The sequence below is a fragment of the Flexithrix dorotheae DSM 6795 genome (assembly GCF_000379765.1).
Taxonomy (GTDB): Bacteria; Bacteroidota; Bacteroidia; order Cytophagales; family Flammeovirgaceae; genus Flexithrix; species Flexithrix dorotheae.
Map to the genome: position 1 here is coordinate 469,994 of NZ_KB903476.1, position 26,820 is coordinate 496,813.

Below are 26,820 nucleotides of genomic sequence, written 5' to 3' on the forward strand. Positions count from 1 at the left end.
CTTGTCAACAATTATATTATAGCTTAACAATGTGGGAATGAGCTAGTTAAAAGCGTTTCATATGCTCATTTTTTTGATTCTGGTCCCACTAGCAAAAAATTTGGATAATAATTAGTTTTTTAAAATAAGAATAATCATATTTTTTATTAAGTAAATATAATTATATGGGTTTTTAGTTTTCACAGTTGTGCAAGTAAGCATTTTTTATCGAAATCTACAAATCCCCAAATATTAATTTTTAATGAATAATGGGAATGGATTTAATAAGCAATTTTTATTAAACCCAAACCTGAATACCTACAAACTTCCTTTGGTGCTCGGAATTTGATTATCGTTGGGATCACGCTTTATAGCCATTTTTATGGCTTTGGCAAATCCTTTGAAAATCGCTTCAATTTTGTGGTGTTCATTTTCCCCTTCTACCTTTATATTTAGGTTGCATTTTGCAGTATCTGAAAATGATTTAAAAAAATGGTAAAACATTTCTGTAGGCATTTCCCCAACTTTTTCTCTTTTGAACTCTGCGTCCCAAACCAGCCAGTTTCTACCGGAAAAATCAATGGCAACCTGAGCAAGTGCCTCATCCATTGGAAGTAAAAATCCGTATCTGGAAATTCCCTTTTTATCTCCCAGAGCATTTAAAAATGCTTCTCCCAAAGCCAAGGCGGTATCTTCAATAGTATGGTGCTCATCGATATGTAAATCTCCCTTTACCTGAATAGAAAGATCGGCTCCGGTATGTCTGGCAATTTGCTCCAGCATATGATCAAAAAAACCGATTCCTGTAGATAGGCTGGATTTTCCCTTACCATCCAGGTTCAATTCTATCTGGATATTGGTTTCTGAAGTAACCCGGCTTACTGCAGCTTTTCTGGGAGGAAGTTTTAAAAATTCATAAATTTCGTCCCAATCAGTAGTGCTTAAGGCTGCATTTTCATTTTCTTCATTGGAAATGAAAATTCCTTTTGCTCCAAGATTTTCAGCCAACTGAATATCAGATGCCCTGTCTCCAATTACAAAGGAGTTCGCAAGGTCATAATCTTCAGACATGTATTTGGTCATCATGCCTGTTCCGGGTTTTCTGGTAGGTGCATTTTCATGCTCAAATGTTTTGTCTATCAACATATCATCGAACACAATTCCCTCTCCTTCCAAAGTTTTAAGCATTTTGTTATGGGCAGGCCAAAATGTATCTTCAGGAAATGAATCGGTTCCCAGACCATCCTGATTGGTTACCATCACTAATTCATAATCAAGCTCCCGGGCAATTTTATGCAGGTTGGTGATTACTTTTGGAATAAATTCAAGCTTTTCCAGTGAATCTACCTGGAAATCTTCTGGCGGTTCATTAATTATAGTTCCGTCCCGGTCGATAAACAATACTTTTTTCACGATCTTTTAATTTTGAAATATTCTGAATCTCCTCAATAATTAATGAGTGTTAATTCATGTTATAATAATAAGATTTGACAGTGCAGCAACCATTTTTCTTTTTTTAATGCAATTTAAAAAAATATGATTGATCTTTGCGCTTGCAAATTTTAGTTACAAAGTTACAAACCAAGCCGGTTGCTTTGCAAAGATACCAAACACTTGTTATCAATAATTGGCAGCCAATTTAAAAAAGTAACACAAAAGCAATTAAACCATCTGAAAGACCTGAATAAACAATACAGGCATTTTACCTTAATTAAAGGTGAATTTGCCAGTGGAATAAATTAGTTTTTGCAAAAGATGAGGTTATTTTCAACATTATATTTTTTATTAATTGCTTTTTCGTCATTAGCCCAGCAATCTAAAGAAAACTTAGAGAAAGAAAGACTTGCGCTGTTGATTAAGATAGAATCTACCAACGATATCTTAAAAAAAACTTCAAAGGAAAGGTTAAGCCATCAGGGGAAATTAAGGATTCTAAATTCGCAGATTCATCAGAATATGTCCTTAATTAAAAATATTAATACAGAGCTGGCCATGATTGAGGAAGATGTAATTGAAACTAATGATATTCTTGAAGCGCTTCAAAAAGATTTGGAAGACCTGAAGAAGGAATACTCCAAAATGCTTTACTCTTCTTCCAAAATGAATCAGCAGGAAGGCTACCAGAAACTTTCATTTTTACTGGCCAGCAAGACTATGAACCAATTCCTTTCCAGACTCAATTATTTTGAGCAATACCAGGACACCCGTAAATATCAGATGAATCAGATTATTCAGGTGAAAGACATGCTGGAAAAGAAAAAAATATTTCTTCAGGAAAGAAAGGAAGACAGGATGGTATTGCTCCAAACTGAAAAGAGACAAAAGAATAAGCTTTTAGCACTGAGGAAAGAACAAAAAACACTTTTTTCCCAAGTTGTTACTAAAGAGGAAGACTTAAAAACCGAAATTGAAAAGGAAAAAGAAAACTTTAATAATCTGAATACTTTGTTGGCGGAAATTATCGCCAACGATCTCAAAAAGATTTCCACAGGGGAAATGGGTTCCGATTTGTTTAAGCTAACTCCGGAAGCTCAAATTGTATCAGATAGCTTCCAGTTAAACAGGTCCAATTTGATCTGGCCGGTGAAGAAAGGTTTTATTGCCGAAAGGTTTGGGAAACAACCACATCCGGTTTTGGAAAAAATCTGGGTGGAAAACCTGGGAGTAGATATCGTTACCAGTGAATCAGAAGAAGTCAGGGCCGTGTTCGATGGAAAGGTGGCGGCTGTAAACAAGGTAGTAGGCCTCAACTACGTAGTGACTTTACAACACGGAGATTACTATACAGTTTATGCGAATGTGAAAAATGTTTCCGTTCGGGTGGGTCAGTATGTAAAACGAAAAACGGCATTAGCCAAAGTAGTTTCCAATCAAAGCAAAATCCCCGAATTGCAATTTCAGATCTGGCACAATCAAAACAGGTTAGATCCTGAATTATGGCTGGCTCATTAATTATGAGCCTTTTTTATTTTCTTCAGGTTTAGTTTTCAATTTCAATAACTCCCTTTTTAAAGAATAATCCACTCCTTCCATTTTTAGTTATTTTGTTTTTTCAAAAACTTTAAGCACCAGTGCTCCACACCGGGTACTCCACACCGGGTGCTCCACACCGGGAACTATTATTTCCGAGGAAAAATAATACACAATTAATTTTGGATTACTAATTCAATGAATAACCTGTATTATCTATTTAAAGGTTGAAAAATTTAGCGTAAGTCCTTTAATAATCGAATTTTATTTCTAATTTGAGAAATCAATAACAAGCTGTAAATAAGAATTTATTTACAAGCTATTTTTTCTTTTATCATTCCCTTCTTATCACTTCATGTACTATGGATGGTCATTTTTATATTGTCGATTTATTGGAAAAGAAAACTATTAAAGAAATCCTCAGAAAAGGCTCTGGCTCAAAACCGGAAATTCAGGAATTGCAAACCATTTTGTATGAAATGGGATTTGGGAAAAAATTAAAATGGGATGTTTATCATGCAGATGGCGATTATGGAAGATTAACAGCAAGTGCCATTAAAGATTTGAGCAAACGAAATAATATCATTAGCAATGGTGATATTGTTTCGGAAGAAATTGCCGGGGTCATCATAAAATTATATGATATTCTGGATGAAGTACAGCAATTGAACAGTGATATTTATAATGGGAATTATAAAAAAAGATACAGAAGAGGAAGTAAATACAAAAATGAAGTTGCCGGTTTGCAAACTTTATTAAATGCCATGGGCTATGGAAAGGAGCTCAATTGGGAAACTTACCAAAATGATGGTATTTACGGCAAAGGAACCACAAAAGCAGTTTTACAATTTGCTGTTCACCGAAAAATTAAGTCCAAAGGAGAATACCTTACGAAAAGGATGTGTAAGAAAATTGTAAGTGAATTTTCCAAGTATTATGGAAGGGACTGGAAGATCACCCGGAAATCTTTGGAACTCTCCATTAACAATAAGCCCAATCAAAACAGGCAACCTGAAGAGGCTCCACCAATGCCAACTTCTGCTTTGGTTACTTATTCTGACACTCATTTCGTTGGGAAGAAAATCACCTGCGATGTTGAATTTGTCCCTGCACTAAAAAGGATAAATGCTTATGCCGCAAAGCACGATATTAAAATTTTGATTACCAGTTCTTTCAGAACTTCCATTGAAGTGCCCGGAGCAATTGTTACTCCGGCCAGAATGTCCAATCATATGGCCGGGCACGGTATAGATATGAATATTAAATATGGTCCCACTTATTCAAAACTTTGTAATTCCAAATGCCTGGGAAAGCGCCTGCCCTCGCAAATTGCCCAATTTATTGAAGAAATACGAAACGACCCGGAATTGAGGTGGGGAGGAGATTTTAGAAAATCCGATCCTGTTCATATTGACGATCATCTAAATAAAGATCCTGAAAAATGGAAAAAAAGATATGATGCGGTGCAAAAAGCAAGAAAACTAGGGTTGGCTTAAATTAAAAAAGGACTGGAATTGAAAACCCCAGTCCTTTTTTAATAATACTTTAGAAGACTATTTTTCGTCCTTAGGCCATTCTCTGTTAAATTCAAGCCAGTAGTCTTTTACGGTTTGTTTCATGTCTTTATGCAGCAGCACAATTCCCAAAAGGTTTGGCAGGGTCATTAAGGCAATGGTAATGCCTGAAAGTGTCCAAATTATGGTGGTGTCTACAAATGAAGCAAGGAAAAACCCAATTACGTACACTATTCTGAAGTAAATAATTCCCTTTACTCCTACCAAAAATGTAATGGCTCTATCGCCATAATAGGACCAGGAAATGGCTGTGGAAAAAGCAAATAAAAGCAATCCAATTGATACAATATATTGCCCAAAATCACCAAAAAAGCTTCGTTTAAATGCTTCTGCAGTCAAAGGAGCACTATGGATTAATGATTTTCCATTGATTACCACTGAATTGGTTTGGTCCAGCGCACCATTGGTTACGGAGATATTACCGCTGAACTTTGCCCCCTCCGCATCAAATACTTCCATATCCTCAGCCACAGATCTGGCGTGCATAATGGTCAGTTCATTGGTAATTTTGCCATTTTCTACGATTAAATCACCAGTGTATAAAGCCACTACACCACCCTGGGTAAGGTACTTGGAAAGAATTTCTTTATCAGTTTTATTATTTTCATCATATACTTTCTCAAAAACCGTGATATCCGCATATTGGAACTGGTTTTCATGCTTTTCATTCCAAACACCAGAAGAAAGTAATACCAAGCCGGTGATTGTACATATCACTATAGTATCTATAAAGGGTTCTAAAATTGCTACTACTCCTTCTGAAACCGGCTCGTGTGCTCTTGCTGCAGCGTGGGCAATTGGTGCTGAACCTTGTCCTGCTTCATTAGAGAATAATCCTCTGTTCACCCCTCTGTTGATGGCAAATGCCATAGTGGCTCCTAAAAATCCACCTGTTGCTGCAGTTCCGGAAAAAATATCTGCAAAAATGGAAATAAAGGAAGGAACAATGTTTTCTATATTATAAAAAATTACCCCCAGAGCCCCTATAAAATAGACAATAGCCATCCCCGGAACCAATTTTTCCGTTACCCGGGCAATCCTTTTTATTCCTCCAATAATTACAAACCCAAGGATAACGGCAAGCACAGCCCCCGTTATGATATGATCTATGCCAAATGTGGCGAAGATGGAATTTGAAATACTATTGATTTGAGGCAAACTTCCGGTTCCGAATGCAGATAGCACCGTAGCAATGGCAAAAATGACTGCCATCCATTTCATGTTTAATTTATTTTTCATGAAGTACATAGGCCCACCTGCTATTTTACCTTCATCATCTTTTTCCCTGTATTTGTGGGATAGGGTCACCTCCACAAACTTAGTGGTCATACCCAAAAAAGCAGTTACCAACATCCAGAATAAAGCTGCTGGTCCGCCCAGGTGGATAGCCAAGGCTACACCTGCAATGTTTCCAGTACCAACAGTTCCGGAAAGTGCAGTAGCCAATGCCTGAAAGTGGGAAGTATCTCCCGAATCATCAGCTTTATCATATTTCCCACTCACTACCCTAAGGGCATGGCGGAAATAGCGAATTTGAGGAAATTTAAGATAGAGGGTAAAGAAAAGACCTGTCCCCAAAAGACAGAAAATAAACCAGGTGCTTCCACCTATATACCCGTCAATCTGGGCCAGAATATCGTTAAGTTCTTGCATAGAGTTTTAATGTATTGTTAGTTTATCCTGAATGGAATTTAATTCAGGCAGTAAATTTAGCAGAATAATTGATTTTATGAATTCAGGACGGGATAAAAGGTTAAAAAACCGTTTTATTGAAGCAAAGAAAACCGGTGGCAGAAAATTTAGTTCAGATCTCGTTTTCTACATTTATTAATAGGACAAAGTTTAATTACTGGGAGTTTAACGAATTCCTGCGTCTTCTCAAAAATTAAATTATGCATTATTAGTTCATCGTTCTTCAAAACCTGCTCTTTAAATTCTTTATAGGTCAATCCAGTTTCTTTTGCGTATACAACCAAAGTTACACTTGTATTTTTATTTGGTGATATAACAATAGGCAAATCATTTAAACCATACCCACGGATATGATAATCATTATATTCTAAATAGTTCGAGACTAATTTTAATTTTTTTGGAAAAAACTTAAGGTCTTGAGCGTTTTTATTAAAAACAGTAAGATTTATTGTGGTGACTGGTTTTTGGAAATAAGTATTATAAAACAGAAAAGTCTTGACTTTTAATTGAATACTATCTTCAAATGAGATCTTATATCCATTATTTACAGTCTGAGGATCAGAAATATAATACGCTGGAAATTGACCACAATCCTTGGATAAAAGACAAAAGGGAAGATAATCACTACACCCCCAGTTAATTGTGGATATTATAGCAAATACAGTAATTAGTTTGACTCTTCTGATCAATTTTCCTGTCAAGACATCCTGTTAAAAAAAAGAATAAACAATATCTATTTTCATATCAAAAAAAAGGAATTTACATCGATTATGTAAATTCCTGATAATTCTATGGTCTAATTACTCTTCTTCATTCAACCAAAGCTGGTTGTAATCGAATTTCTGATGGTTTGGAAAAATTTTATAATATTCATCCGAGACCTTTTTGAAGATCTCTTTTCGCAGAGTATCAAAGTTTTCTTTTTTAGCCGCAGAGATGAAAATGGCATCTATATTTTTGGCAATATAATGTTCTTCCACTTCTGCTAAAGTGGCTGGCGGATGCTCTTCGAATGGCGGATATTCCTTATTTTTAAAGAGATCAATTTTATTGAAAATCATTAAAGTAGGCTTATCCTGCGCATTAATTTCCATCAGGGTTTTATTCACCACTTCAATGTGCTCCTCAAATGAATCGTGGGAAATATCTACCACATGAAGTAGCAAATCCGCTTCTACAATCTCATCCAAAGTAGACTTAAAACTTTCAATAAGTGTGGTGGGTAATTTCCTGATAAAACCTACCGTATCCGTAAGCAGGAAGGGAATATTATTGAGCACAATTTTACGAACTGTAGAGTCCACTGTGGCAAAAAGCTTGTTTTCTGCAAAAACATCAGCCTTCGCCAAAGCCCTCATAATGGTTGATTTACCCACATTGGTATAGCCAACAAGCGCCACCCGCACCGATCTGTCCCTAGATTTTCTTCTTACTGCACTTTGCTTGTCAATTTTTGCCAGCTTCTTTTTCAGAAGGGTAATTTTATCCCGAATAATCCTTTTATCCGTTTCCAGTTCTGTTTCACCCGGGCCTCTCATACCAATACCCCCTTTTTGTCGGGAGTGGTGTGTCCAAAGGTTGGTTAACCTTGGTAACATGTATTGATATTGTGCCAATTCTACCTGAGTTCTTGCCTGGGCAGTTTGTGCTCTCTTGGTAAAAATTTGCAGGATTAATAAACTTCGGTCAATGACCATACAATCTTTAATGGCCCTGTCCAGATTTTTCACGTGCGCAGAGGAAAGGTCATCATCGAAAATGATCATATCAATTTCAAATGCCTTTACATAAGCCGCTATTTCTTCCAGTTTTCCCTTTCCCACAAAAGTTCTGGGATCTGGTTTTTCCAGTTTTTGAGTAAATGTTTTTACAGTTTCCACCCCAAGTGTTTTGGCTAAAAACTCCAATTCATCCAGATACTCATGCATTTTGTGTGGTGGCTGATTGTCAGTGGACACCGCTACCAACACTGCTTTTGCAGCCTGATTCTCCTTTTCCTTCGAATATTGAAATTCCTTCTTCAAATTATCTCGCTATAAATAAATAATAAGTACCTGAGTTCCACTCAGGGAAACAAATTAAAAGGTTGTTATTTCAGTCCAATCACTTACTTTACAGTGGTTCAACTATTATTTCAAAATGCCAACGACATCAAACTTATCGAATACATTGGCATTGTGAGGGGCATCGGCCAATTCTTCTGTTAAATCCTGACCAGCCCAGTGTTCATAATGCTTTCCGTTTTTCCAAAGTCTGGATTTTTTTACATCATAAATTTTCCCCTGAAAGGCCACCCAGATTTCGGCTTTGTCGTTCCCGTTTCTTAAAGCCAGTTGATTTTTGGTAAAAACCGGTAAATCTTCATTCATAAAACCAAACCAGGCTAATTAAACATTTACATGTCGCTCAGCATGGTAAGAAGACCTCACCAAAGGACCTGATTCTACATATTTCAAACCTCTTTTTAAACCTTCTTCCTTAAAGAATTCAAATTTATCAGGGTGAATAAATTCTTCCACTTCAAGGTGCATTTTGGTAGGTTGCAGGTATTGACCTAAAGTTAAAATATCCAATCCCTGTTCTACCAAATCATCCATTAATTTGAATACTTCCTCATCAGTTTCCCCTAAACCCAGCATGGCTCCTGTTTTGGTTCTTTTCCCAAATTCCTTAATTCTCCTTATTTGCTCCAGACTTCTGGCATATTTCCCTTGTGGCCTTACAGTTCTGTACAAGCTTTCCACTGTTTCCATGTTATGAGAAACTACTTCCTGTCCGGCTTCTATCATTCTGTAAAGTGCATCCCAATTTCCCCGAACATCAGGAATCAGGGTTTCTATAGTCGTTTCTGGACTAATTTTCTTTATTTCCACTACGGTCTGATACCAGATCTCTGCTCCTCTGTCCTTCAATTCATCCCTGTTCACTGAAGTAAGCACAGCATGTTTTACTTTCATCAGTTTAATCGCCTCTGCTACACGCTTTGGTTCATCAGTATCGTACTCAGTTGGTCTTCCCGTTGCCACAGCACAAAAAGAACATCCTCTGGTACACACATTTCCCAAAATCATAAAAGTAGCTGTTCCCGCTCCCCAACACTCTCCCATATTCGGGCAATTTCCACTTTCACAAATAGTATGTAATTTATACTGATCCACCAGACTCCTTACCTTCTTAAACTCAGGTCCGACTGGTAGTTTTACCCTTAGCCAGTTCGGTTTCTTTTTTCTCTCTGGTTGATCTTTTGAAATAACTGGTAGCTCTATCATGATGTCTTTCTTTTTTTCTACAAGTGGTGATGTTTTTATTCCTCTAACAACACCTGCCTGCAAAAATAGTTTATTCCCGTGTCTTTTAAAATCTTAGGGTTGTTTCATTTCTGGTGGGGAATTATTCAGTCTTTATTTTAAAAAAAACAAAAGCACAAGGGAGATCGATCTCTTGTACCATTTTTTACCAGTAATGAATAATCGGGTCAAGCAGCATGCTTGGCTTGTTTTAGTGAACTCCACAGCCACAATGGGGTAATGAAAAAGACCTTGTTCTATAGTGCCACGCAAAGTTTTGGCTTGATTTACTGTTTTCCCAATAAAATTTCGTCCTTTTTCGATCGTAATTTCCAATCTCATTCATGGTTTCCGCATCATACAACCTTCCATTCACCATGGTATATTTTACAAATTCCGTATTTCGAATATTTTCCAGCGGATCTTTATCCAAAACAATAAGGTCGGCAAGTTTACCCACTTCAATGGAACCGATAGCATGCTCCATGCCGATGTAATGCGCACCATTCATAGTAGCAGCGGTCAGTGCTTCTATATTGGTCATTCCGCCCTGAGCCAACATCCACAACTCCCAGTGTGCCCCAAGCCCCTGAAGCTGTCCGTGCGCCCCAAGATTTACCTTTACTCCTTCATCAGTCAAAGTTTTGCAGGTTTTGGAACTTAAGATATGTCCCATTTCATATTCTTCTTCGGGAATCATCGTTCGGTGTCTTGACCTTGGATCAATTACTGCTCTTGGGGTAAATTTCAATAAACGTTCTTTCTCCCAGACATTCGTATGCTGATACCAGTAATATTCTCCTGAAACACTTCCGTAATTCACGACCAATGTTGGCGTATAGCCAGTCTGACTGTTGGACCAGAGTTCTTTTATATCCTTATAAACAGGATAAACGGGAATATTATGCTCTATCCCGGTATGGCCATCCAAAATCATGGTCATATTATGGTAAAAAGTTGAGCCACCTTCTGGCACTACCATTACTTCCTGTTCTCTTGATGCCTTAATGATTTGCTGTCTTTGGTCTCTTCTGGGCTGGTTATAACTTTTCACCGAAAAAGCACCATAGGCTTTGGTCCTTTTAATTGCCGAATAAGCATCTTCATAATTATTAACCACAGCTTTGAAATCGCCATCCGCTCCATATAAAATAATTCCGGTAGAATAAATTCTCGGACCAACCATATTCCCAGCCTTCACCATTTCCGACTGAGAAAAAACCATTTCGGTATTAGAGGAAGGATCGTGGGTAGTGGTCACTCCATAAGCAAGATTAGCAAAATAGGACCATTGTTTTTGCGGACTCAACCCATACCTGAAAGTGCCCATATGTGCATGAACATCCACTATTCCCGGCATGATGACCTTGCCTTTTACATCAATCACTTTTGCCGTTGAGGGAATGTCAACCTCACCAGATTTACCAACTGCCACAATTTTATTTTGCTCCACTATTACCACCCCATCTTCAATTACTTCCTCCCCTTTCATGGTAATAATTTTTGCTCCAGTGAAAACAATTATTCCATCAGGAACATCAGTTTTTAGCTCCAGTCCTATACTTACTCCAACTGTATCAATTGGAGGAATACTATCTGGTGAGCCTTCCAGAAAGGTAAATCTTTGGGTAATTTCCTGGGAAAAATATGCTTCACCTAATGTCCAGTGTAGTTTTTTACTATCTGCTGACCAATGCAGGTTAATCCCGGCATCTTTGGCTACATTACTCACCGGAACAGCTTTTGTTTTGGAATTTAAGTCAAATGGTTTCCCATTTAAGTTCATTGGGGCAATATAAACCTTATAAAGTTCAATAAATGCCACCCATTTGTTATCAGGGCTGGGCACTATCTGATTGACATAATTCCCCTTATAATGCGTCTTTTCATCAAACCCGGCCAAGTTTACACTTTTATATTCTTTGTCCACATTGCCAAAGAAATAGCCTCCCGTCTGGTAAAATATCCTTTTTCCATCAGCACTGAAACGTGGGAATTGCCCCCCATCAGTTACTTTCTTCATTTCACTTCCATTTACAGAAATGGTGTAAATTCCCGGATTTTTGGTAAAGTCATAACCCTGGGCATTATTGCCATTTTCTTTTTGAAAAACTAATTGCTTCCCATCGGGGGAAAATTGAGGAGTCCTGTAAATACCTTTTTCACTCGTAATTTTCACAGGATTTGCCTTTTTGCTTTTCCAATCCAGTAATTGGATTGTTCCAAGGTTTTCATCATTCCAGGTTACATAAGCTAATTTATTTCCATCGGGGGAGAATGCAGGTTCAAACTCAAAGTCATTTCCCGCAGTAATTCTTTCAGGCTTACCGTCCGGCAATGACTTTTTCCATAAATAACCCACAGCATTGAATACCAATATTTTCCCATCCGGAGAAGTGACCGCATTTCTGATCATTTTGGAAGTGAATTTTTCTGGGGAAACATCCTGTTTAAACCTGAGCGCATCTACAATTTTGTGTGTTGAATTCACCTTAAATGGTATTTCTACAGCTTTTCCTGTGGCTACTTCAATTTTCCATATTTTACCCATTGCCCATATCACAATGTGGGAATCATCGGGTGTCCAGCTATAATTGGTATAAGGCCCAAAAATCGCCCAGGCTTCCTGTTGATCTTTACTTAAATTATCATACAAGGGCCATTCTTCTCCACTTTCAAGGTCATGCAGATAAAGCACAGTTTTGGTTCTCACCCTTTTCACAAAAGCCATGATTTTTCCATTGTTGGAAATCTGTGGCCCTAAAGCCCCTCCCGGACCACCTGTTATGTTTTCAAGTTTACCTTCCTCCCTGTCATACCTTTTTATGGTATAAATTCTACTGTTCGGGTCTTTATTGTATTGAAAAAATCCACCTGGATACATGTCTTCACTAAAATAGATGTACCTTCCGTCTGGAGAAAACACAGGTTGCCCTGCATCCTGCTGCTCATTTTTTTTCTTTGTCAGTTGAACTCCTGAACCTCCTGAGATATGATAAAGCCACATTTCCCCTGCTCCAAGTGAGCGGCCAGAGGTGAAGTGTTTTCGGGCTACAAAATACTGACCATCAGGTGACCAGTCGGCATTATTTAGTAACCGAAAATCTTCTTTGGTAATTTGTTTGGCATTAGAACCATCCACATCCATTATCCAGATATTATCTCCTCCGCCTGCATCACTGGTAAATGAGATTTGTTTACCATCCGGACTAAATTTTGGCTGGATTTCGAACGCATGCCCCTCTCTCAGAACCTTTGCTTCACCACCATTAAAAGGCATTATATAAATATCCCCCAGAAGATCAAAAACAATACTTTGCCCATCCGGACTAATATCAAGATTCATCCATGTTCCTTCATCAGTGGAGAATGAGATTTCTTTATAATTTCCCGTAGGATCATTTACATCCCACTTTTTGTCATCCTTTTTTTCCTGTCCATGAAGGAAACTGACAATCTGTAAAATTGCTAAAATTGTTGTTATTGTTCTAAGCATGTGATTATTAGTTATTGTGAACCGATTTGTCGGACCATCGATTTATCGGATCACATTTTTGGTTTTTAGGAGATATCAAATTGTTAGTATATGAAACCAAGTAGCAAACAACTGACTTTTTCCCAAACCATTTTCTGTTGAGTAATATATTTTGAGCGCCAAAATACTGAATTTTTACTAATATGACGCAATCACAATTACATGGAAGGCTTAAAGCCTGTTTTTGCATATAGATTTTGTCAGGATACAAAAAAAACTGCTGCCTCAGGAAAGCAACAGTTTTAGGAAAACACTAAACTTTTGAAATAATAGGTTTTATTGATTTTCAGATGGTCTTCTTCTTATGATAGTAGTCCCGCCTATCCAGCAACCAATTTCAATTTTATTACCTTCCTTAAATCCATGGGAAAAAATTTCCTGAATGGAAGGAAACTGAGCCTCGGCAAATTGCATTTTTTCACTATTGCCCGCTTTTTCATAAGCATCAAATGCTGCCAGATAAATTGTTCTCTGTTGCACTGGATTTTTTTCCTCGCAATAATTCCCAGAATTCATATACAGATCACCAATAAGTAAATAAGCATCTGAAAGCAAGGAAGGATTAAATAAAACTGCTTTTTGGGAATATTCCCTGGCTTCTGTATATTTTCCAACAACAGCCAATACCCGTGCCTTTTCTAAATAAAATTCGCCTGACTTCAATTCATCTCCTTCACTTTGCTTTATTGCTTCATCATACCAATAAAGAGATGCTTTATAATCTTTCTGAGCAAAATATTTCTTACTTAAAGTACTGGCAATCCCGGGTGAAGGCTCTTTTTGATAAACATTTTGAGCAGCAACAAGGAATAGTTCATCGTCAAAACATTTGGCCTGCATCAAGTACTTGAGCAGCTTTTTTGATTGGACAAGACTCAGATTTCCCTCGGCAATATCAGCTCCAAATTTTGACTGTAAGGTTTCACAATCAAATTGAATAATTGAAGATAACATTTGATCAACCTTATTTTCGGTTTCTTCCCACTTTTGGTTTTCATCACCCTCTGTTTTTTCCAGATTTGCAGAAATGACAGCTGAAATTTTATCGTAAATTCCTAAAACTTCCTTTTCTCCAATTTTCCCCGTTTTAAAATTTATTTTCACCGTGGACATCAAATACAAAAGATTTGCTCTATTGGTCCCTTCACCACTTTTGGACAATATACTGGAGTACAACTGAAACAATTCCTCGTAATGTCCACTTCCTCTTTTTACCAAAAACGGATATGCCTTCATACCCTTTCTTTGCAAAACGCCTTCTTCTTCCCCAAAATAAATCATTCTATTATCCAGAAGGGCCAATAGCTTATCCTGATATTCTGCTTTTTTTGACTCGTCCTTTTCTTCTTTAATTAAATGGTCATAAATCTTATACCCATTAATATAAATGGACTGGTTCAGGTATGGGACATTGGTAATTAACCAGTCTAGGTGGGGTTCACCTTCTTTCCAATATTCCTCCCCGAAACTATAATAATCGCTGTACATGGTATATTGTCTCCGGGAATCCTCTCTGTTTTCTCCCCAACAATACCCATCCTCATCACAATTCTTTGCAGAATCATGGATACTCTGCTGACTAAAACCAGGAGTTGATACCAGAATAATACCTATTAAAAGCAATTGTATTTTTTTTAAAATCTTATTCATGTTGCTGAAATATTAGCTTATAGCAAAAAATCCAATTAGTCTCAAAACGATTTGGCCTTACTTAGGTTTTCGGAAAATTTATAAAGGCAAAAATTCCCGGATCACCGGTAAATATGAGTGGTGGGATACCAGCTATTAAAAGTATCTTTAAATCTGAAAAATTAGTACACTTCATTTTTTCTAAGAAGTTATATTTTAATTTTGCTTTTGATTTTAATCCCCAGAAACAATTAAATATAATTATGATTAAGGTTTTCAAATCGAAGAAAGAATTAAGTATTGATGCGGCTCAACTTTTTGTAGATAGTGCAAAAGAATCAATTGAGGAAAACGGAAAGTTTATTGTAGCACTCACCGGTGGAAGCTCTCCGAATGAAATGTATGCCCTATTAACTCAGGAGCCTTATGTAAATCAGGTAGAATGGGGAAAAGTACATTTTTTCTGGGGAGACGAAAGACATGTTCCTTATGAAAGTGACTTGAATAATGCCAGGGTCGCGCACGAGGTATTCCTTAATCATGTTCCTGCAATAAAAGAAAATATTCATATAATGGATACTGCCTTGCCATTGGAAGAATCTGCAAAAGCCTATGAAGCGATAATTCACACTTATTTTCCTGATGGGAAGCCAGTATTTGACCTGATATTCCTTGGAATGGGAGCCGATGCCCATACTGCTTCTTTATTTCCGGGAACTGATGTTTTACAGGAAAAAGATAGGTTGGTTAGCACTTCTTACAACGAGGAACAAAAAACTGATCGGATTACTTTAACCGCACCATTAATCAATCAGGCTGATAAGATTGTATTTTTGGTTTTTGGAGAGGGCAAAGCAGCAACTTTACAACAAGTTTTAGAAGGCGAATACCAGCCGGAAAAGCTTCCAACTCAACTGATCAGGCCTGAGCATGGGAAATTGATATGGTATTTGGATGAAGGATCGGCTTCTAAATTAAATGGATAAAATTTTTTAACATTCATTTTGCCATTTCTTCAAATTCATCTCTTATATTTAGTATTGTTTTTCATTTAGATTTATATTAAATTAATAACTAAAGATAGAGGATTCTTTCTATACTACGCTACTTTAAATATGAGAATGATGAAGAAAAAAGAAGAACTAGTAAAACACGTAGAGCATGCTTTTGAAATTGGAGGCTTTCGCTATTTTTTAAATAAGAACACCTGGGATTTAGAATATTTCCCTGATGATGATAATCTAGCTTATGCCGATTCGGATTTATATGAAGACATTATCCGGAAAATAAAGGAAAATCCAAATCAGTACATAGAAATAGAAACTCCAACTTCCAGAGACGATTATGCTGCAATGGAAGGATTTACCGAACAGGTTAGAAATCCTACCCAATTGGAAAGACTAATTTCAGCACTTAACCGGCCTAATCCGTTCAGGCAATTCCGGTACGCTCTGGAAGATACCGATTTATGGAATGAATGGTATAATTTTAAGAATAGGATTTGCAAACAAATGGCAAAAGAGTGGGTTAAGAAAAATTTTATATTGTTTCAATAAAAAAAGCCTTCCAGCATAATGGAAGGCTTTTTTTAACCCTTAACAAAATTTAATTACTCCCCTGAGGAAGCAATGCACTTAAATCTGGTTTATGGTATTCTGTGGCAATTTCCTTTCCTAAGCAATAGGAAATTGCACTTTTATATTTATTGATAATAAACCTTTCATCAAACTTGGTGACGGCCAAATGTCTGCTGTTGTTACCTAGTTTGATTCTTTCACTTTCTTCCAGGTTTATCATTTTCAGCATTTTATCTGCTAAATCTTCAGCATTTTTCACCTCACATAAATAACCATTATAATTATCCTTTACGATTTCCCTACACCCGGGCACATCAGTTGCTACCATAGGTTTTCCATGGCTTGCGGCTTCCAATAGTGATCTTGGCGTACCTTCTCTATATGAGGGTAGCACTACACAATCTGCCTTATCAATATAAGGTCGAACATCAGCTGTTTTACCTAAATATTCAATATATCCTTCTCCTTCCCAATGATCTACCATTACCTTATTTATCCCTAAAGAGGAATTATGATCAAAGGCACCAAGCAATTGAAATTTAGCATTAATACCTTTTTTTCTTAAAATCTTAATGGCATTGATATATTCTACAATACCTTTATCATAAAGTATTCTGGCAATCAATAGAAATGTAAATTCTTTATTTTTTCCCCGATTTTTACTTGAAAAATAATCGATATTTACTCCCGAACCGGGAATTACATCCGTAACTGATTTCTTTACCAATTTTTTCCCCAGAAATAAGTCCCTGTCATCGTGGTTTTGGAAAAAAATCTTTTGAGGAAACATAAAGGCCACTTTGTATAGGGTTTTTGCTACAAAGGAAGTAAGATTGTTATGCAAAAATACTGTCCCCAAACCAGTCACATTATTAATTGAAGGAATCCCCTTTAGGTAGGCGGCAATAGTACCATATATATTCGGCTTAATGGTATAATGTAAAACAACATCAAGCCTGGCTTTCGAATATACTTTATATAAATCGTAGGATAATTTTAAATCATGAAGAGGGTTAGAACCCTTATTCTCCATTTTCACTTCCCAAAAATCACAACCTAATTCTTTCAATTTGTCTGCGTATCCATCATCAGGGCCTATGGCAATTACTTTATGGTTGTTTTTTAATAAGTCCAGAATAATTCCTTTTCTAAAATTGTAGATATTCCAGGCACTGTTAATTGTAATCCCTATATTCATTCGGAAATGTTTGATTAAAAAAATTTAGTTAACTCTCCCTTTTTGAACTAAATACCTAACTTTTTAAAATTATTTATATTGCCGGGGTGACTGGTAAGATTTATAGCTATTTCAATGAAAAAAATATCTTTGTGGTAGGAAGGAATAATCTAATCTTTTACAAAACTTCTAATAATACTATTAATTCATGAAATGAGTCAATTTACTTGTTTCATTTTTGCTTTGCTTTTTGCGGTCTGGAATTTTCAGTATGTAATAATCCTTTCTGTATAAATAGGCAAATCGCCCAATATTAATTTTCCTTTACAATTGAAAAAAGTATAACCGGTATTTTTTACCAGAAAGCTAAATAGTTAATAGAAACATTCTCAGCTGAATAAAGAGCGAAAACTCAATAAAACATGAAGTATAAAATCTCTATAAAAAATCCATTAAGTCATTTTATTGATTTCGAATTACTAATTGATAAAAAAAATCAACAATACATCAAGCTTCAATTACCAGCCTGGCGACCAGGAAGGTATGAGCTTCAAAACTTTGCTAAAAATATAAGAGGGTTTTCTGCCTTTGGGGCTGACGGTTCTCCACTTAAATTTCAGAAAATCACAAAAGATAAATGGAAAATTTTATGTGAAGGGCAGGAGCAGATCAAGGTAAAATATCAATATTTTGCAAATCAGATGGATGCTGGGGGAAGCTGGCTGGATGATGAACAACTTTATATCAACTGGGTAAATTGTGCATTTTTTATTCCAGGAGAAGAAGATAAAACTTACCAGATGGAATTAAACCTTCCTACTAATTACGAAATTGCAAGTAGCTTAACACAGCCGAAAAAAAATCTGCTATTGGCTAAAAACTATTTTGAATTATTTGATTCCCCTCTAATTGCAAGCGCAAACCTACAGCACAACTTTTATGAATATAATGGGATAAAATTTCATATTTGGATTCAGGGAAATTGGACACCAGACTGGGATGTGATTTTAAATGATTTCAAAAAATTCACCCATAGTCAATTTGAAATTTTCGGAAATTTGCCAACAACTGATTATCACTTTCTTTTCCAAATATTACCTTACCGTCATTATCATGGAGTAGAACATGCGAATTCTACAGTAATTACCCTTGGCCCTTCTGAAATGCTTCAAGCAAAACTGTCTAATGATTTGTATCTGGACTTTTTGGGGGTAAGTTCACATGAATTATTTCATGCCTGGAATGTTTGTAGAATTCGGCCAAAAGAAATGCAACAATATGATTACTCCCAAGAAAACTACTTTGATACAGGCTATGTAGCAGAAGGTATTACCACTTACTACGGTGATTTAATGCTCAAAAGATCGGGCGTATTTACTCAGGAATTATACTTAAAAGAACTAAATAAATTATTAAAAAGGCATTTTGAAAACTACGGCCGATTGAACCTTTCACTTGCCGATTCTTCTTTCGACTTGTGGCTCGATGGATATTCAAAAGGAATTCCCGATCGGAAAGTTTCCATTTACATAAAAGGGGCCCTGGTTGCTTTAATGCTGGATCTTACATTACGAATCAATTCAAATCATCAAAAAAGCCTTGACGATGTAATGGCATTACTTTGGGAAAAGTTTGGATCAAATGGTAAAGGCTATGCCACTGATGACATCCTTCAGACTGTCAATCAGGTTTCCCAACAAAACTTTTCCTCATTTTTTCAAGATTATATCTATGATGTTGTGCAAATCGAAGAAAATCTACTTAAATTACTAGTAGAATTTGGACTAACGCTTCAAACTGAAACAAACGATTCTCCCCTGGCTGGATTTTTTGGAATAAAATGCAATACGATAAATGGAAAAATATTTATTAGCCAGATTGCTCCTGAATCGCCCGCTGAAGGTAAACTTTTTTTAAATGATGAAATAATTGCAATAGACTACAAGAAAGCAGTTGAGGAAAATATTGATTTAATATGTGCTGGAAAAAATACCCTGGTTGTCTCAGTTTTTAGAAACAATGTGCTGCAAACGATTGGTTTAGAGAAAAAACAAAATACAACTTACTTTAAGAAGTACCTGATAAAACCAAATGAAAAAAGCACATCAGATCAGCTGGAAAACCTTAAAAAGTGGATGGGTAGGTAACGGTAGGCAGCCCTTCCTTTTAAGGCATAAGTCCCTTATTTTCAGTGGGGTAATATTAAGTAGTAAAAATACAGGAACATAAATTAAATAAAACTTCAATTATTTATCATAAACCTAATTATAAGCCATTATATATTAGATAGAATAAATAATAAGTATTTTTTTAACGAGCCTTGTTTCACTCTTTGAGTTTCATACTAAAATTCAATAAAAGGACAAGCTCTTTCCTAGACATTTGGTCTTTCTACTTATTTAACCAAACTAGAATTTTATTATGATGAAAACCATTACAATTGCTGCTTTCTTCTGCATATGCTTAGGCAATTTGGTATTTGCTCAGGACACTGAAAAAACAACTGATGAAGCCATTGATGCATTTTTTAATAATGGGGAAAAATGGAGAAAATCAAGGCAATACGAAAAAGCTATTTCAGAATATGACTTTGCATTGGCAATTAGTGATACCGTTTCAAAAGTGCATTTTGCAAAAGGAATGACTTACATGGCCTTGAAAAATACTGAAAAAGCAGCTGAGTCATTTGAAAAAACCATAAATCTGGCTCCAAAGTTTTTAGGAGCTCATAAAGCATTGATCAAAGTATATTCCATTGAGAAAAATGATGAAATGCTCGAAAAATCCCTGACTAGAGTGGTGGAAGTAGAAAAAGATCCAAAAGAAGTAATTAATTACAGGATAAAACTTGCCCAAATTTATATTGATAAAAAGGACTTTAAATCTGCTCAAACCCAAACGAAGGCTGCCCTTTCAAAAGATAAAACCAATTTAGATGCTTTATACTATGATGCTTTGGTTAATAACGAACTGGGGAACTATGAGATAGCCAAAAACAATATGGAATCTGCTACCAGTACGATTGCCAGTAATGATCCGAAAATCACTGCTAAGTTTTATTACGAACTTGGCTTTGCCTATCATAAATTAAGACAATTTGATAAGAGCGAAGCAGCCTTCGAAAAAGCCAACTTTGGTCCATTTAAGTTACAAATTTTAAAACTTACTCCCGGGTATTATCAAAACCTGGCCAGTAGTTATGTGAATATTTATGATTTTAAGGCTGCAGTAGAAATGCTAAATACTGCACTGGAAATTGATGCTGATCACCCGGACTCAAATCAATTACTTGCTGAAATTTCTATCAAAAGTGAGCATCATCCAGAGAAAGCCATCACCCTTTATAAAAAAGCCATAAACGGACAAGATGACCCTCAAAAAGCAGTGAGGCTTTATGATACGGTGATTGAATTGCTGCTTGGTTCTGAAAAATATGATGAAGCCATAAAGCTAGCAGATGAGTGTTTGTCTAAAACCATCAATGCAAGGAATATTTTGCTCATGAAAAGTATGGCACTTCACAAAAAGGGCAAAACTGAAGAAGGTCTTATTATATTAGAGCAATTGGTAAAAGATGCGAATCTTACTCCATTGGAAATTGTAACTTATAATTTTTCATCGGGAATAATGTACGGATCGGTTGGACAAACAGAAAAAGCAAGGGAAGCTTTTAAAAAATCTAATAAAGGCCCATTTGGAAATGTTTCTCAGTATGAATTAGAGAAATTACCACCAGCTCCCAAAAAAGTGATTGCCCAAGATTAATTATTATAATGTTTTAATAATTGGCTCTAAAATATAGAAAAGGAGGACATTCTTTTTATGGATTGTCCTCCTTTTTGTTTTCAATCCATTAAATTCTTTTAACACCTAAGCCCGGCTTACCTGAGATTCTCATTTCTCCTTCCTCTATAATAAAGCCCCCTTTCACCAAGTCCCGGGCCAAATCAAGACTACCATCAAGATCAATATACCTGGTATTTTTACATGAAAATGCAGTATGCAATGCTGCAGAAATACTTATTATACTTTCATCATTACATCCCCACATTAAATCCATACCAGAATATTGAGATATTGTAGCAATTTCAATAGCAGGAAATATTCCCCCACATTTCATCAGCTTAATATTAAAAATCCTACAAGCTGAAGGAGGAGCGGCTAAAGTGAAGGCATTTTTTGGAGATACCAACGATTCATCTGCAGCAATTATGTTTTTAATTTCAGATGGTAGATTACGCATAGGATCGATATTTTTAGCATCAATCGGTTGCTCTATCAATTCCAGTTTAAGATGCTTGGTTCGATTATAGAATTCAACTATCTGGTCAAAATTATAACCCTGGTTTGCATCTATTCTCTGAATAATCTTATTCCCATACAATTCATTAATCTTTGTAAGCCTCTCAATATCCTCTTCTATGGAGATACCCAACTTCACTTTTAAATTTTTAAAGCCTCTTCCTACATATTCTTTGGCCTCCTCTAGGGTTTCTTCCACATTTTTTATCCCAATTGTAATGGAAGTTGGAAGAGATTTTATTTTTTCCCCAAGAAATGTGACCAACGGAACACCCAGGTACTTCGTGAAAATATCATATAAAGCAACATCCAGCGCTACTCTAACTCCCGGGTTTTCCGGATAACGGGCATGGACTTCATGCAATAGTTTATAGAAGTTTCTGATATCCTGACCCACCAGCCAATCGAAATTTTCATTTTCAAGCACTTTCATGGTATCATCCAGCGATTCTCCAACTACCGGTTTACTTGGATTACTGGAACCATAACCCGATAGGCCATTTTCTCCAATAATTTCCACAAAACTCACGGCAACGGAATCAACGGTTTTGTAAGCAATAGTGTAAGGCCTGGTAAGTCCAAGGTTTTCCTTACTAATGTTTATCTTCTGTATTTTCATGGTTATTGTTTAATTAGTTTTTGGGCACAAAAAAAGGTAAACGTGGGTTCAACTCCACATTTACCTCAATAATTTTTATTTAAAAGCCTGGAATATTCCTTTTTCGGAAATATTTGGAATATTAATTACCCATTCATTGAAATCAGGAACTCTTCATTGTCTCTTGTTCCCCTCATGTTATTAAGCAGGTATTCCATAGCTTCATTTGGATTCATGTCTGACATAAATTTCCTCAGAATCCAAACTCTTGATAAGGTATCCTTATCAAGCAGCAAATCTTCTTTTCTTGTTCCAGATGTCATCACATCTATGGCAGGGTAAATTCGCTTGTTGGCTAATTTTCTGTCTAGTTGCAATTCCATATTACCAGTTCCTTTAAATTCTTCGAAAATTACTTCGTCCATTTTAGAACCGGTTTCAATTAAGGCAGTAGCAATAATGGTTAATGAACCTCCATTTTCTACATTCCTTGCTGCTCCAAAAAATCTTTTAGGTTTATGAAGTGCATTGGCATCCACACCACCTGATAAAATTTTACCTGAAGATGGGGAAACAGTGTTATAAGCTCTGGCTAACCTTGTGATAGAATCAAGAAGAATTACTACATCATGCCCACACTCTACCATTCTCTTCGCCTTTTCCAATACAATAGAAGAAACTTTTACATGTCTTTCTGCCTGCTCATCAAAAGTTGAAGAAACCACCTCAGCACGTACACTTCTGGCCATATCTGTTACTTCTTCAGGTCTTTCATCAATTAGCAACACTATCAGGAAGCATTCAGGGTGGTTTTTAGCTATTGCATTGGCAATTTCTTTTAAGAGCACTGTTTTACCAGATTTTGGCTGGGAAACAATCATACCCCTTTGTCCTTTTCCGATTGGTGAGAACAAATCCAAAACTCTGGTTGACATGGCTGCTCCTTTGCTACTCAGGTTTAATTTTTCATCGGGGAACAATGGCGTTAGGTACTCAAAAGGAACCCTGTCTCGTATTTCTTCTGTAGTTTTCCCATTTACCCATTCCACTCTTAACAATGCAAAATATTTTTCACCGTCTTTTGGAGGCCTGATTTGTCCTTTTACAGTATCTCCTGTTTTTAATCCAAATAATTTAATTTGGGACGGAGACACATAGATATCGTCAGGACTGGCAAGGTAATTATAATCTGATGACCTTAGGAATCCATACCCATCCTGCATGATCTCCAAAACGCCTTCATTTTCAATTACACCATCAAATTCTCTGATTGATCCGCCCTGTTTTTTCGATTTATTTGGCCGGTTTTCATTGCTATTTCCCTTATCTTCATCTTTGTTATCTTTCCCCGACTCTTGTCTTGGCTTATGAGGTTTAGCCTCAACTTCTTTATTTTCTGCGACCTCTTTTTCCTTTTTGGGGGATTCAATGACGTCTTTTCTTGGTTTCAGCCTCCTTACAGTCTCCTCTTTTTCATTCTGATTATCACTATTACCTTCTTTAGAAGGAGCTTTTGATTCCACCCCTTTTTTTACATTCTCTCTTTTCACCCGTTGCCGTTTGGTGGGTTCAAAGCCACTTTTTGACTCTTTCGGTGCCTCGGTCTTTTTTTTCTGATTTGACTTATCGGTGGGAATGTCTGTTTTTTTTGGTAATTCTGAATCTGGAAGGATAGCTTGTTGATCTAATATCTTATAAATCAGTTCTTTTTTAGGTAATTTCTTGAAATTTTTAAGTCCAAGCTCCTCTGCAATAACTTTCAGCTCCGAAAGGAGTCTGATGTCCAAGTCTTCAATCGTGTACATACTGTAAAATGTGGTTTAAGACTAAACCAATAGTTTTAAAAATGCTTAATTATTAATCTTTATTAGAATGATTTAATGAAAAATCCTTTGAGAGAGGAAAATTTAAATCAAAAAGTGAGCGATTATTTATATTGATTTGAGACTACAATTATATGGTAGTTAATTCAAAATAGCAAAGGAAAGAAGTAATTTTTATACAGTAATACTAACAAAAAAATTACATTTCCCAAATAAAGTAATTTACTATGGTTTTTCTCCAATTATTTTACTGGTCAAAATTCCTAAAATGCCAATATATTTTTATGAAAACTATTGAATGAATCTCATAGAAGTTGTGATCTTCGGCTAATTTACCACTTCTTTTTTGGTAAACTTACTGTCCAAGACTCCTGGTTAATTAATACAGTATAGCGCGATTAAAAGGAAATAATACTATTTTACCAGGCTAAAAGATTCATTTTCACAAATCGATTTTATCGCTCTCAGAGTTTTTTCCATTTCTACTTTCATTTTTTTCTTAAAAAGAGGAACCAACATCCAGCCTATCACCGGAAGAGGGGTCATATGCAGTTCAATAGTCAGCTTTGTATAATCATTTCCTGATTTTTCGAAAATAAAGTAAGTGGTAAAATTTTTTACTAAAGGAAACTGATTAGTTTTTTCTCCATAAATTACTTTATTATCACCAAAGTCGTTAGTTACAGTTTCAAATGAAATCTTTTGATTTCCAATTACACAAATATGCTTCATTCCTTGCCGGTTAACCCTGTTTTTCACATATTCAAACTTATCCACTTCTTTATTCCAGCTGGTTCTCAACTCGAGGTTTGTCACCATTTCTACTACTTCATTCACAGGACTTTCCACCAGGGTTTCCAGGGTTAAAGGTTCCTTTTCTAAATTCCCTATTTTTCTATCCGGAATTGCTACGATTTTCTTTTTTAAGGGTGCTAATTCGATATAATTAAACTGTACCTGACCAATTCCTTCATAATTTTCCGAACCCTGTGTTACAGGTAGAAAATCGGAATGTTTAATATTTATATTGTTATTAGTAAATAAAGCATATTCCTTAGAATCTATATTATTTTTGAGCAATCGGTGTGCTAATATTACATCAGCTCCGTACGGTTTTTTATTCTGATTTACATTAATGAACCGAAAGTTACCTTCATGAATCACAAATTTCAAGGTAAGTCCTACTGCAGATGTACAAGCTCCACAATTACAAATCCTTCTTGCTTCATATAATTTAATCTGGCTATGGAAATCTAAAAACATTCTTTTCACCTGATTGAAAAGCTTTGCCGGAGTAGGAATTTCATTATATTTATAAAAAAACACCGCATCTCCCTCTATTTCAGCTACCTCCATTCCAATTTCATTTGCATTCAGAATAATTTCTAAAAGTTCTGAAATAATATGCTGACTATGATTTATTTCTGTTTGGGTAACAAATTTGGTAAACCCTGAAATATCTGGCAGAAAAATTAACGATTCACCTTCTTTAATCTCCATTATATTTATCGAAAATTTACATTAATCGGAAAAGCACTGACCTAGCGGTATAGTATTAAAAAATTGTGGAATGTTTAACATTATTTACTGGATACCCCTTAAAACCCTTTAACCTATAAATTCAGGTAGGAAACTCTTAATAACTGACCTAAGGGAAGAAAACTTCTTAAGTTTATATCTACTAACATCACTTATCTGTAAAAAGGTCAAATTGATTATCACATTTTACAAAAGTTTTCCATTCTATAAGTTTACTTTTTCATCTATTTATTAATTAACTTCATGTATTGGGAATTTCTTTCCCTAAAAACTTGAAGATTTTTTGAATTGAAATTTTTCTGAAACTAAAAACAAATACCCATGTTAAAAAACCTATTTATTCTCACTTTTTTGCTTGGCTTAACTAACCTTTCATTTTCACAATGCAATCCTTATTTTAATTACGATGAAGGGACTGAAATTGAACAAACAAATTATAATGGCAAAGGAAAACCCTCTGGCAAAACCACAATGGTAATTAAGGAGGTAAAAGGAGGAGGTGATCATGTAATTTATGTTACTCAAATGACTATGCAGGATCAAAAGGATAAGGAAATAAATTCCGCTGAAATTGAAATGGAATGTGAAAATGGTGTTTTCAAACTCGATTTAAGCAGATTTGCTCCTCAGAATATGCAGGAAATGGAGGGAATCAATATAGAATTTGAAGGTAGCCAGCTGGAACTTCCAAGTACATTTTCAGTTGGGGAAACCCTAAAAGAAGCTAACTTTACCGTAAAAGTTAATTCGGACAATCCGGCACTTGCAATGGCAATGGCAGATTCTGACATCAATATATATAATAGAAAAGTAGAAGCAAAAGAATCTATCACTACCCCTGCCGGTACTTTTGAATGTTATAAAATTAGCTATAATTCTACCATGGAGACAAAAATCATGGGAATAAAAAAGACTTTTGAAACCTCTGCAATTGAATGGATTAGCAAAGATGTGGGTATGGTAAAAATGGAGTCTTATGATAAAAAAGGCAAAATGAGTGGATATACTCTTTTAACAGGTTATAAAAAATAATCCTTTCCGGCCCTCGGTAATATGAGGGCCTTTTATTTTTTGATTTCCCCAACAAATCCTTTCATTCCCCCAGAAAAAATCTCCCTTCTTCCCTTATTTTTGAGCC

Annotated in this window: 19 protein-coding genes; 7 read left to right on the forward strand and 12 right to left on the reverse strand. The window is 35.8% G+C overall.

The features are described 5' to 3' along the window. Positions 1-297: 297 nt before the first annotated feature. Positions 298-1,392, reverse strand: a complete 1,095-nt coding sequence (gene hisB, locus A3EM_RS0132560) for a bifunctional histidinol-phosphatase/imidazoleglycerol-phosphate dehydratase HisB (protein WP_020532459.1) — start codon at positions 1,390-1,392, stop codon at positions 298-300. 342 nt (positions 1,393-1,734) lie between these two features. On the opposite strand from hisB, the gene A3EM_RS0132570 reads away from it, so the two are divergent. Both A3EM_RS0132570 and A3EM_RS46530 read left to right on the forward strand, forming a co-directional pair. Further along, on the forward strand, positions 1,735-2,931 hold the full coding sequence (locus A3EM_RS0132570) for a murein hydrolase activator EnvC family protein (RefSeq protein ID WP_020532461.1): 1,197 nt from the start codon (positions 1,735-1,737) through the stop codon (positions 2,929-2,931). 380 nt (positions 2,932-3,311) lie between these two features. Then, complete coding sequence (locus tag A3EM_RS46530) at positions 3,312-4,445, forward strand: M15 family metallopeptidase (RefSeq protein WP_020532462.1); 1,134 nt, start codon at positions 3,312-3,314, stop codon at positions 4,443-4,445. Positions 4,446-4,502: 57 nt separating this feature from the next. On the opposite strand, the gene A3EM_RS0132585 is transcribed toward A3EM_RS46530, so the two are convergent. The 7 genes from A3EM_RS0132585 to A3EM_RS0132620 all read right to left on the reverse strand — a co-directional run bounded on the left by A3EM_RS0132585 (position 4,503) and on the right by A3EM_RS0132620 (position 14,687). Next, complete coding sequence (locus tag A3EM_RS0132585; protein WP_020532463.1) at positions 4,503-6,176, reverse strand: alanine/glycine:cation symporter family protein; 1,674 nt, start codon at positions 6,174-6,176, stop codon at positions 4,503-4,505. A gap of 146 nt (positions 6,177-6,322) precedes the next feature. Further along, positions 6,323-6,916, reverse strand: a complete 594-nt coding sequence (locus A3EM_RS0132590; RefSeq protein ID WP_020532464.1) for a hypothetical protein — start codon at positions 6,914-6,916, stop codon at positions 6,323-6,325. Positions 6,917-7,015: 99 nt separating this feature from the next. Then, positions 7,016-8,239: a GTPase HflX gene (gene hflX / locus A3EM_RS0132595; protein ID WP_020532465.1), complete on the reverse strand. Its 1,224-nt coding sequence runs from the start codon at positions 8,237-8,239 to the stop codon at positions 7,016-7,018. A 105-nt stretch (positions 8,240-8,344) separates the two neighbouring features. Next, complete coding sequence (locus A3EM_RS0132600; RefSeq protein ID WP_020532466.1) at positions 8,345-8,584, reverse strand: cytochrome b5 domain-containing protein; 240 nt, start codon at positions 8,582-8,584, stop codon at positions 8,345-8,347. An 18-nt stretch (positions 8,585-8,602) separates the two neighbouring features. Next, the gene (lipA, locus tag A3EM_RS0132605; protein WP_026210720.1) at positions 8,603-9,484 is read right to left on the reverse strand and encodes a lipoyl synthase; all 882 of its coding nucleotides are present in this window, start codon (positions 9,482-9,484) and stop codon (positions 8,603-8,605) included. A 229-nt stretch (positions 9,485-9,713) separates the two neighbouring features. Then, positions 9,714-12,998 (reverse strand): amidohydrolase family protein, encoded by a 3,285-nt coding sequence (locus A3EM_RS0132610; RefSeq protein WP_020532468.1) that lies wholly within the window; start codon positions 12,996-12,998, stop codon positions 9,714-9,716. 315 nt (positions 12,999-13,313) lie between these two features. Further along, positions 13,314-14,687 carry a tetratricopeptide repeat protein gene (locus tag A3EM_RS0132620; RefSeq protein WP_020532469.1) on the reverse strand — a complete coding sequence of 458 codons (1,374 nt, stop codon included), beginning with the start codon at positions 14,685-14,687 and terminating at the stop codon, positions 13,314-13,316. Positions 14,688-14,929: 242 nt separating this feature from the next. Between A3EM_RS0132620 and pgl the strand changes: the two genes are divergently transcribed. Beyond that, positions 14,930-15,652, forward strand: coding sequence for a 6-phosphogluconolactonase (gene pgl / locus A3EM_RS0132625; RefSeq protein WP_026210721.1), 723 nt, complete (start codon positions 14,930-14,932; stop codon positions 15,650-15,652). A 135-nt stretch (positions 15,653-15,787) separates the two neighbouring features. Beyond that, positions 15,788-16,222 carry a UPF0158 family protein gene (locus A3EM_RS0132630; protein WP_157638197.1) on the forward strand — a complete coding sequence of 145 codons (435 nt, stop codon included), beginning with the start codon at positions 15,788-15,790 and terminating at the stop codon, positions 16,220-16,222. Between the two features lie 49 nt (positions 16,223-16,271). Here A3EM_RS0132630 and A3EM_RS0132635 read toward each other — a convergent pair whose 3' ends face one another. Beyond that, on the reverse strand, positions 16,272-17,441 hold the full coding sequence (locus A3EM_RS0132635; protein WP_020532472.1) for a glycosyltransferase family 4 protein: 1,170 nt from the start codon (positions 17,439-17,441) through the stop codon (positions 16,272-16,274). 401 nt (positions 17,442-17,842) lie between these two features. On the opposite strand from A3EM_RS0132635, the gene A3EM_RS0132640 reads away from it, so the two are divergent. Both A3EM_RS0132640 and A3EM_RS0132645 read left to right on the forward strand, forming a co-directional pair. Further along, entirely contained in the window at positions 17,843-19,567 is a 1,725-nt protein-coding gene (locus A3EM_RS0132640; RefSeq protein ID WP_020532473.1) for a M61 family metallopeptidase, read from the forward strand. 274 nt (positions 19,568-19,841) lie between these two features. Next, a complete protein-coding gene (locus tag A3EM_RS0132645; protein WP_026210723.1) occupies positions 19,842-21,185 on the forward strand; it encodes a tetratricopeptide repeat protein in 1,344 nt (447 codons plus the stop codon). 88 nt (positions 21,186-21,273) lie between these two features. On the opposite strand, the gene A3EM_RS0132650 is transcribed toward A3EM_RS0132645, so the two are convergent. The 3 genes from A3EM_RS0132650 to A3EM_RS0132660 form a co-directional block, all read right to left on the reverse strand. After that, positions 21,274-22,341: a mandelate racemase/muconate lactonizing enzyme family protein gene (locus A3EM_RS0132650; RefSeq protein WP_020532475.1), complete on the reverse strand. Its 1,068-nt coding sequence runs from the start codon at positions 22,339-22,341 to the stop codon at positions 21,274-21,276. A 125-nt stretch (positions 22,342-22,466) separates the two neighbouring features. After that, positions 22,467-24,125 carry a transcription termination factor Rho gene (gene rho, locus A3EM_RS0132655; RefSeq protein WP_020532476.1) on the reverse strand — a complete coding sequence of 553 codons (1,659 nt, stop codon included), beginning with the start codon at positions 24,123-24,125 and terminating at the stop codon, positions 22,467-22,469. A gap of 432 nt (positions 24,126-24,557) precedes the next feature. Continuing rightward, a complete protein-coding gene (locus A3EM_RS0132660; protein WP_020532477.1) occupies positions 24,558-25,643 on the reverse strand; it encodes a DUF2652 domain-containing protein in 1,086 nt (361 codons plus the stop codon). A gap of 360 nt (positions 25,644-26,003) precedes the next feature. On the opposite strand from A3EM_RS0132660, the gene A3EM_RS44325 reads away from it, so the two are divergent. After that, on the forward strand, positions 26,004-26,714 hold the full coding sequence (locus tag A3EM_RS44325; RefSeq protein ID WP_020532478.1) for a TapB family protein: 711 nt from the start codon (positions 26,004-26,006) through the stop codon (positions 26,712-26,714). The last annotated feature ends 106 nt before the right edge of the window (positions 26,715-26,820 follow it).

Excerpts from the sequence above, each read along its gene's own strand:
- A3EM_RS44325 (WP_020532478.1), top strand. The coding sequence starts at position 26,004 with ATGTTAAAAAACCTATTTATTCTCACTTTTTTGCTTGGCTTAACTAAC.
- pgl (WP_026210721.1), top strand. The coding sequence starts at position 14,930 with ATGATTAAGGTTTTCAAATCGAAGAAAGAATTAAGTATTGATGCGGCT.
- A3EM_RS0132620 (WP_020532469.1), bottom strand. The coding sequence starts at position 14,687 with ATGAATAAGATTTTAAAAAAAATACAATTGCTTTTAATAGGTATTATT.
- A3EM_RS0132585 (WP_020532463.1), bottom strand. The coding sequence starts at position 6,176 with ATGCAAGAACTTAACGATATTCTGGCCCAGATTGACGGGTATATAGGT.
- A3EM_RS0132650 (WP_020532475.1), bottom strand. The coding sequence starts at position 22,341 with ATGAAAATACAGAAGATAAACATTAGTAAGGAAAACCTTGGACTTACC.
- lipA (WP_026210720.1), bottom strand. The coding sequence starts at position 9,484 with ATGATAGAGCTACCAGTTATTTCAAAAGATCAACCAGAGAGAAAAAAG.
- A3EM_RS0132630 (WP_157638197.1), top strand. The coding sequence starts at position 15,788 with ATGATGAAGAAAAAAGAAGAACTAGTAAAACACGTAGAGCATGCTTTT.
- A3EM_RS0132645 (WP_026210723.1), top strand. The coding sequence starts at position 19,842 with ATGATGAAAACCATTACAATTGCTGCTTTCTTCTGCATATGCTTAGGC.
- A3EM_RS46530 (WP_020532462.1), top strand. The coding sequence starts at position 3,312 with ATGGATGGTCATTTTTATATTGTCGATTTATTGGAAAAGAAAACTATT.
- A3EM_RS0132635 (WP_020532472.1), bottom strand. The coding sequence starts at position 17,441 with ATGAATATAGGGATTACAATTAACAGTGCCTGGAATATCTACAATTTT.
- A3EM_RS0132570 (WP_020532461.1), top strand. The coding sequence starts at position 1,735 with ATGAGGTTATTTTCAACATTATATTTTTTATTAATTGCTTTTTCGTCA.
- A3EM_RS0132600 (WP_020532466.1), bottom strand. The coding sequence starts at position 8,584 with ATGAATGAAGATTTACCGGTTTTTACCAAAAATCAACTGGCTTTAAGA.
- A3EM_RS0132640 (WP_020532473.1), top strand. The coding sequence starts at position 17,843 with ATGAAGTATAAAATCTCTATAAAAAATCCATTAAGTCATTTTATTGAT.
- A3EM_RS0132660 (WP_020532477.1), bottom strand. The coding sequence starts at position 25,643 with ATGGAGATTAAAGAAGGTGAATCGTTAATTTTTCTGCCAGATATTTCA.
- A3EM_RS0132610 (WP_020532468.1), bottom strand. The coding sequence starts at position 12,998 with ATGCTTAGAACAATAACAACAATTTTAGCAATTTTACAGATTGTCAGT.
- rho (WP_020532476.1), bottom strand. The coding sequence starts at position 24,125 with ATGTACACGATTGAAGACTTGGACATCAGACTCCTTTCGGAGCTGAAA.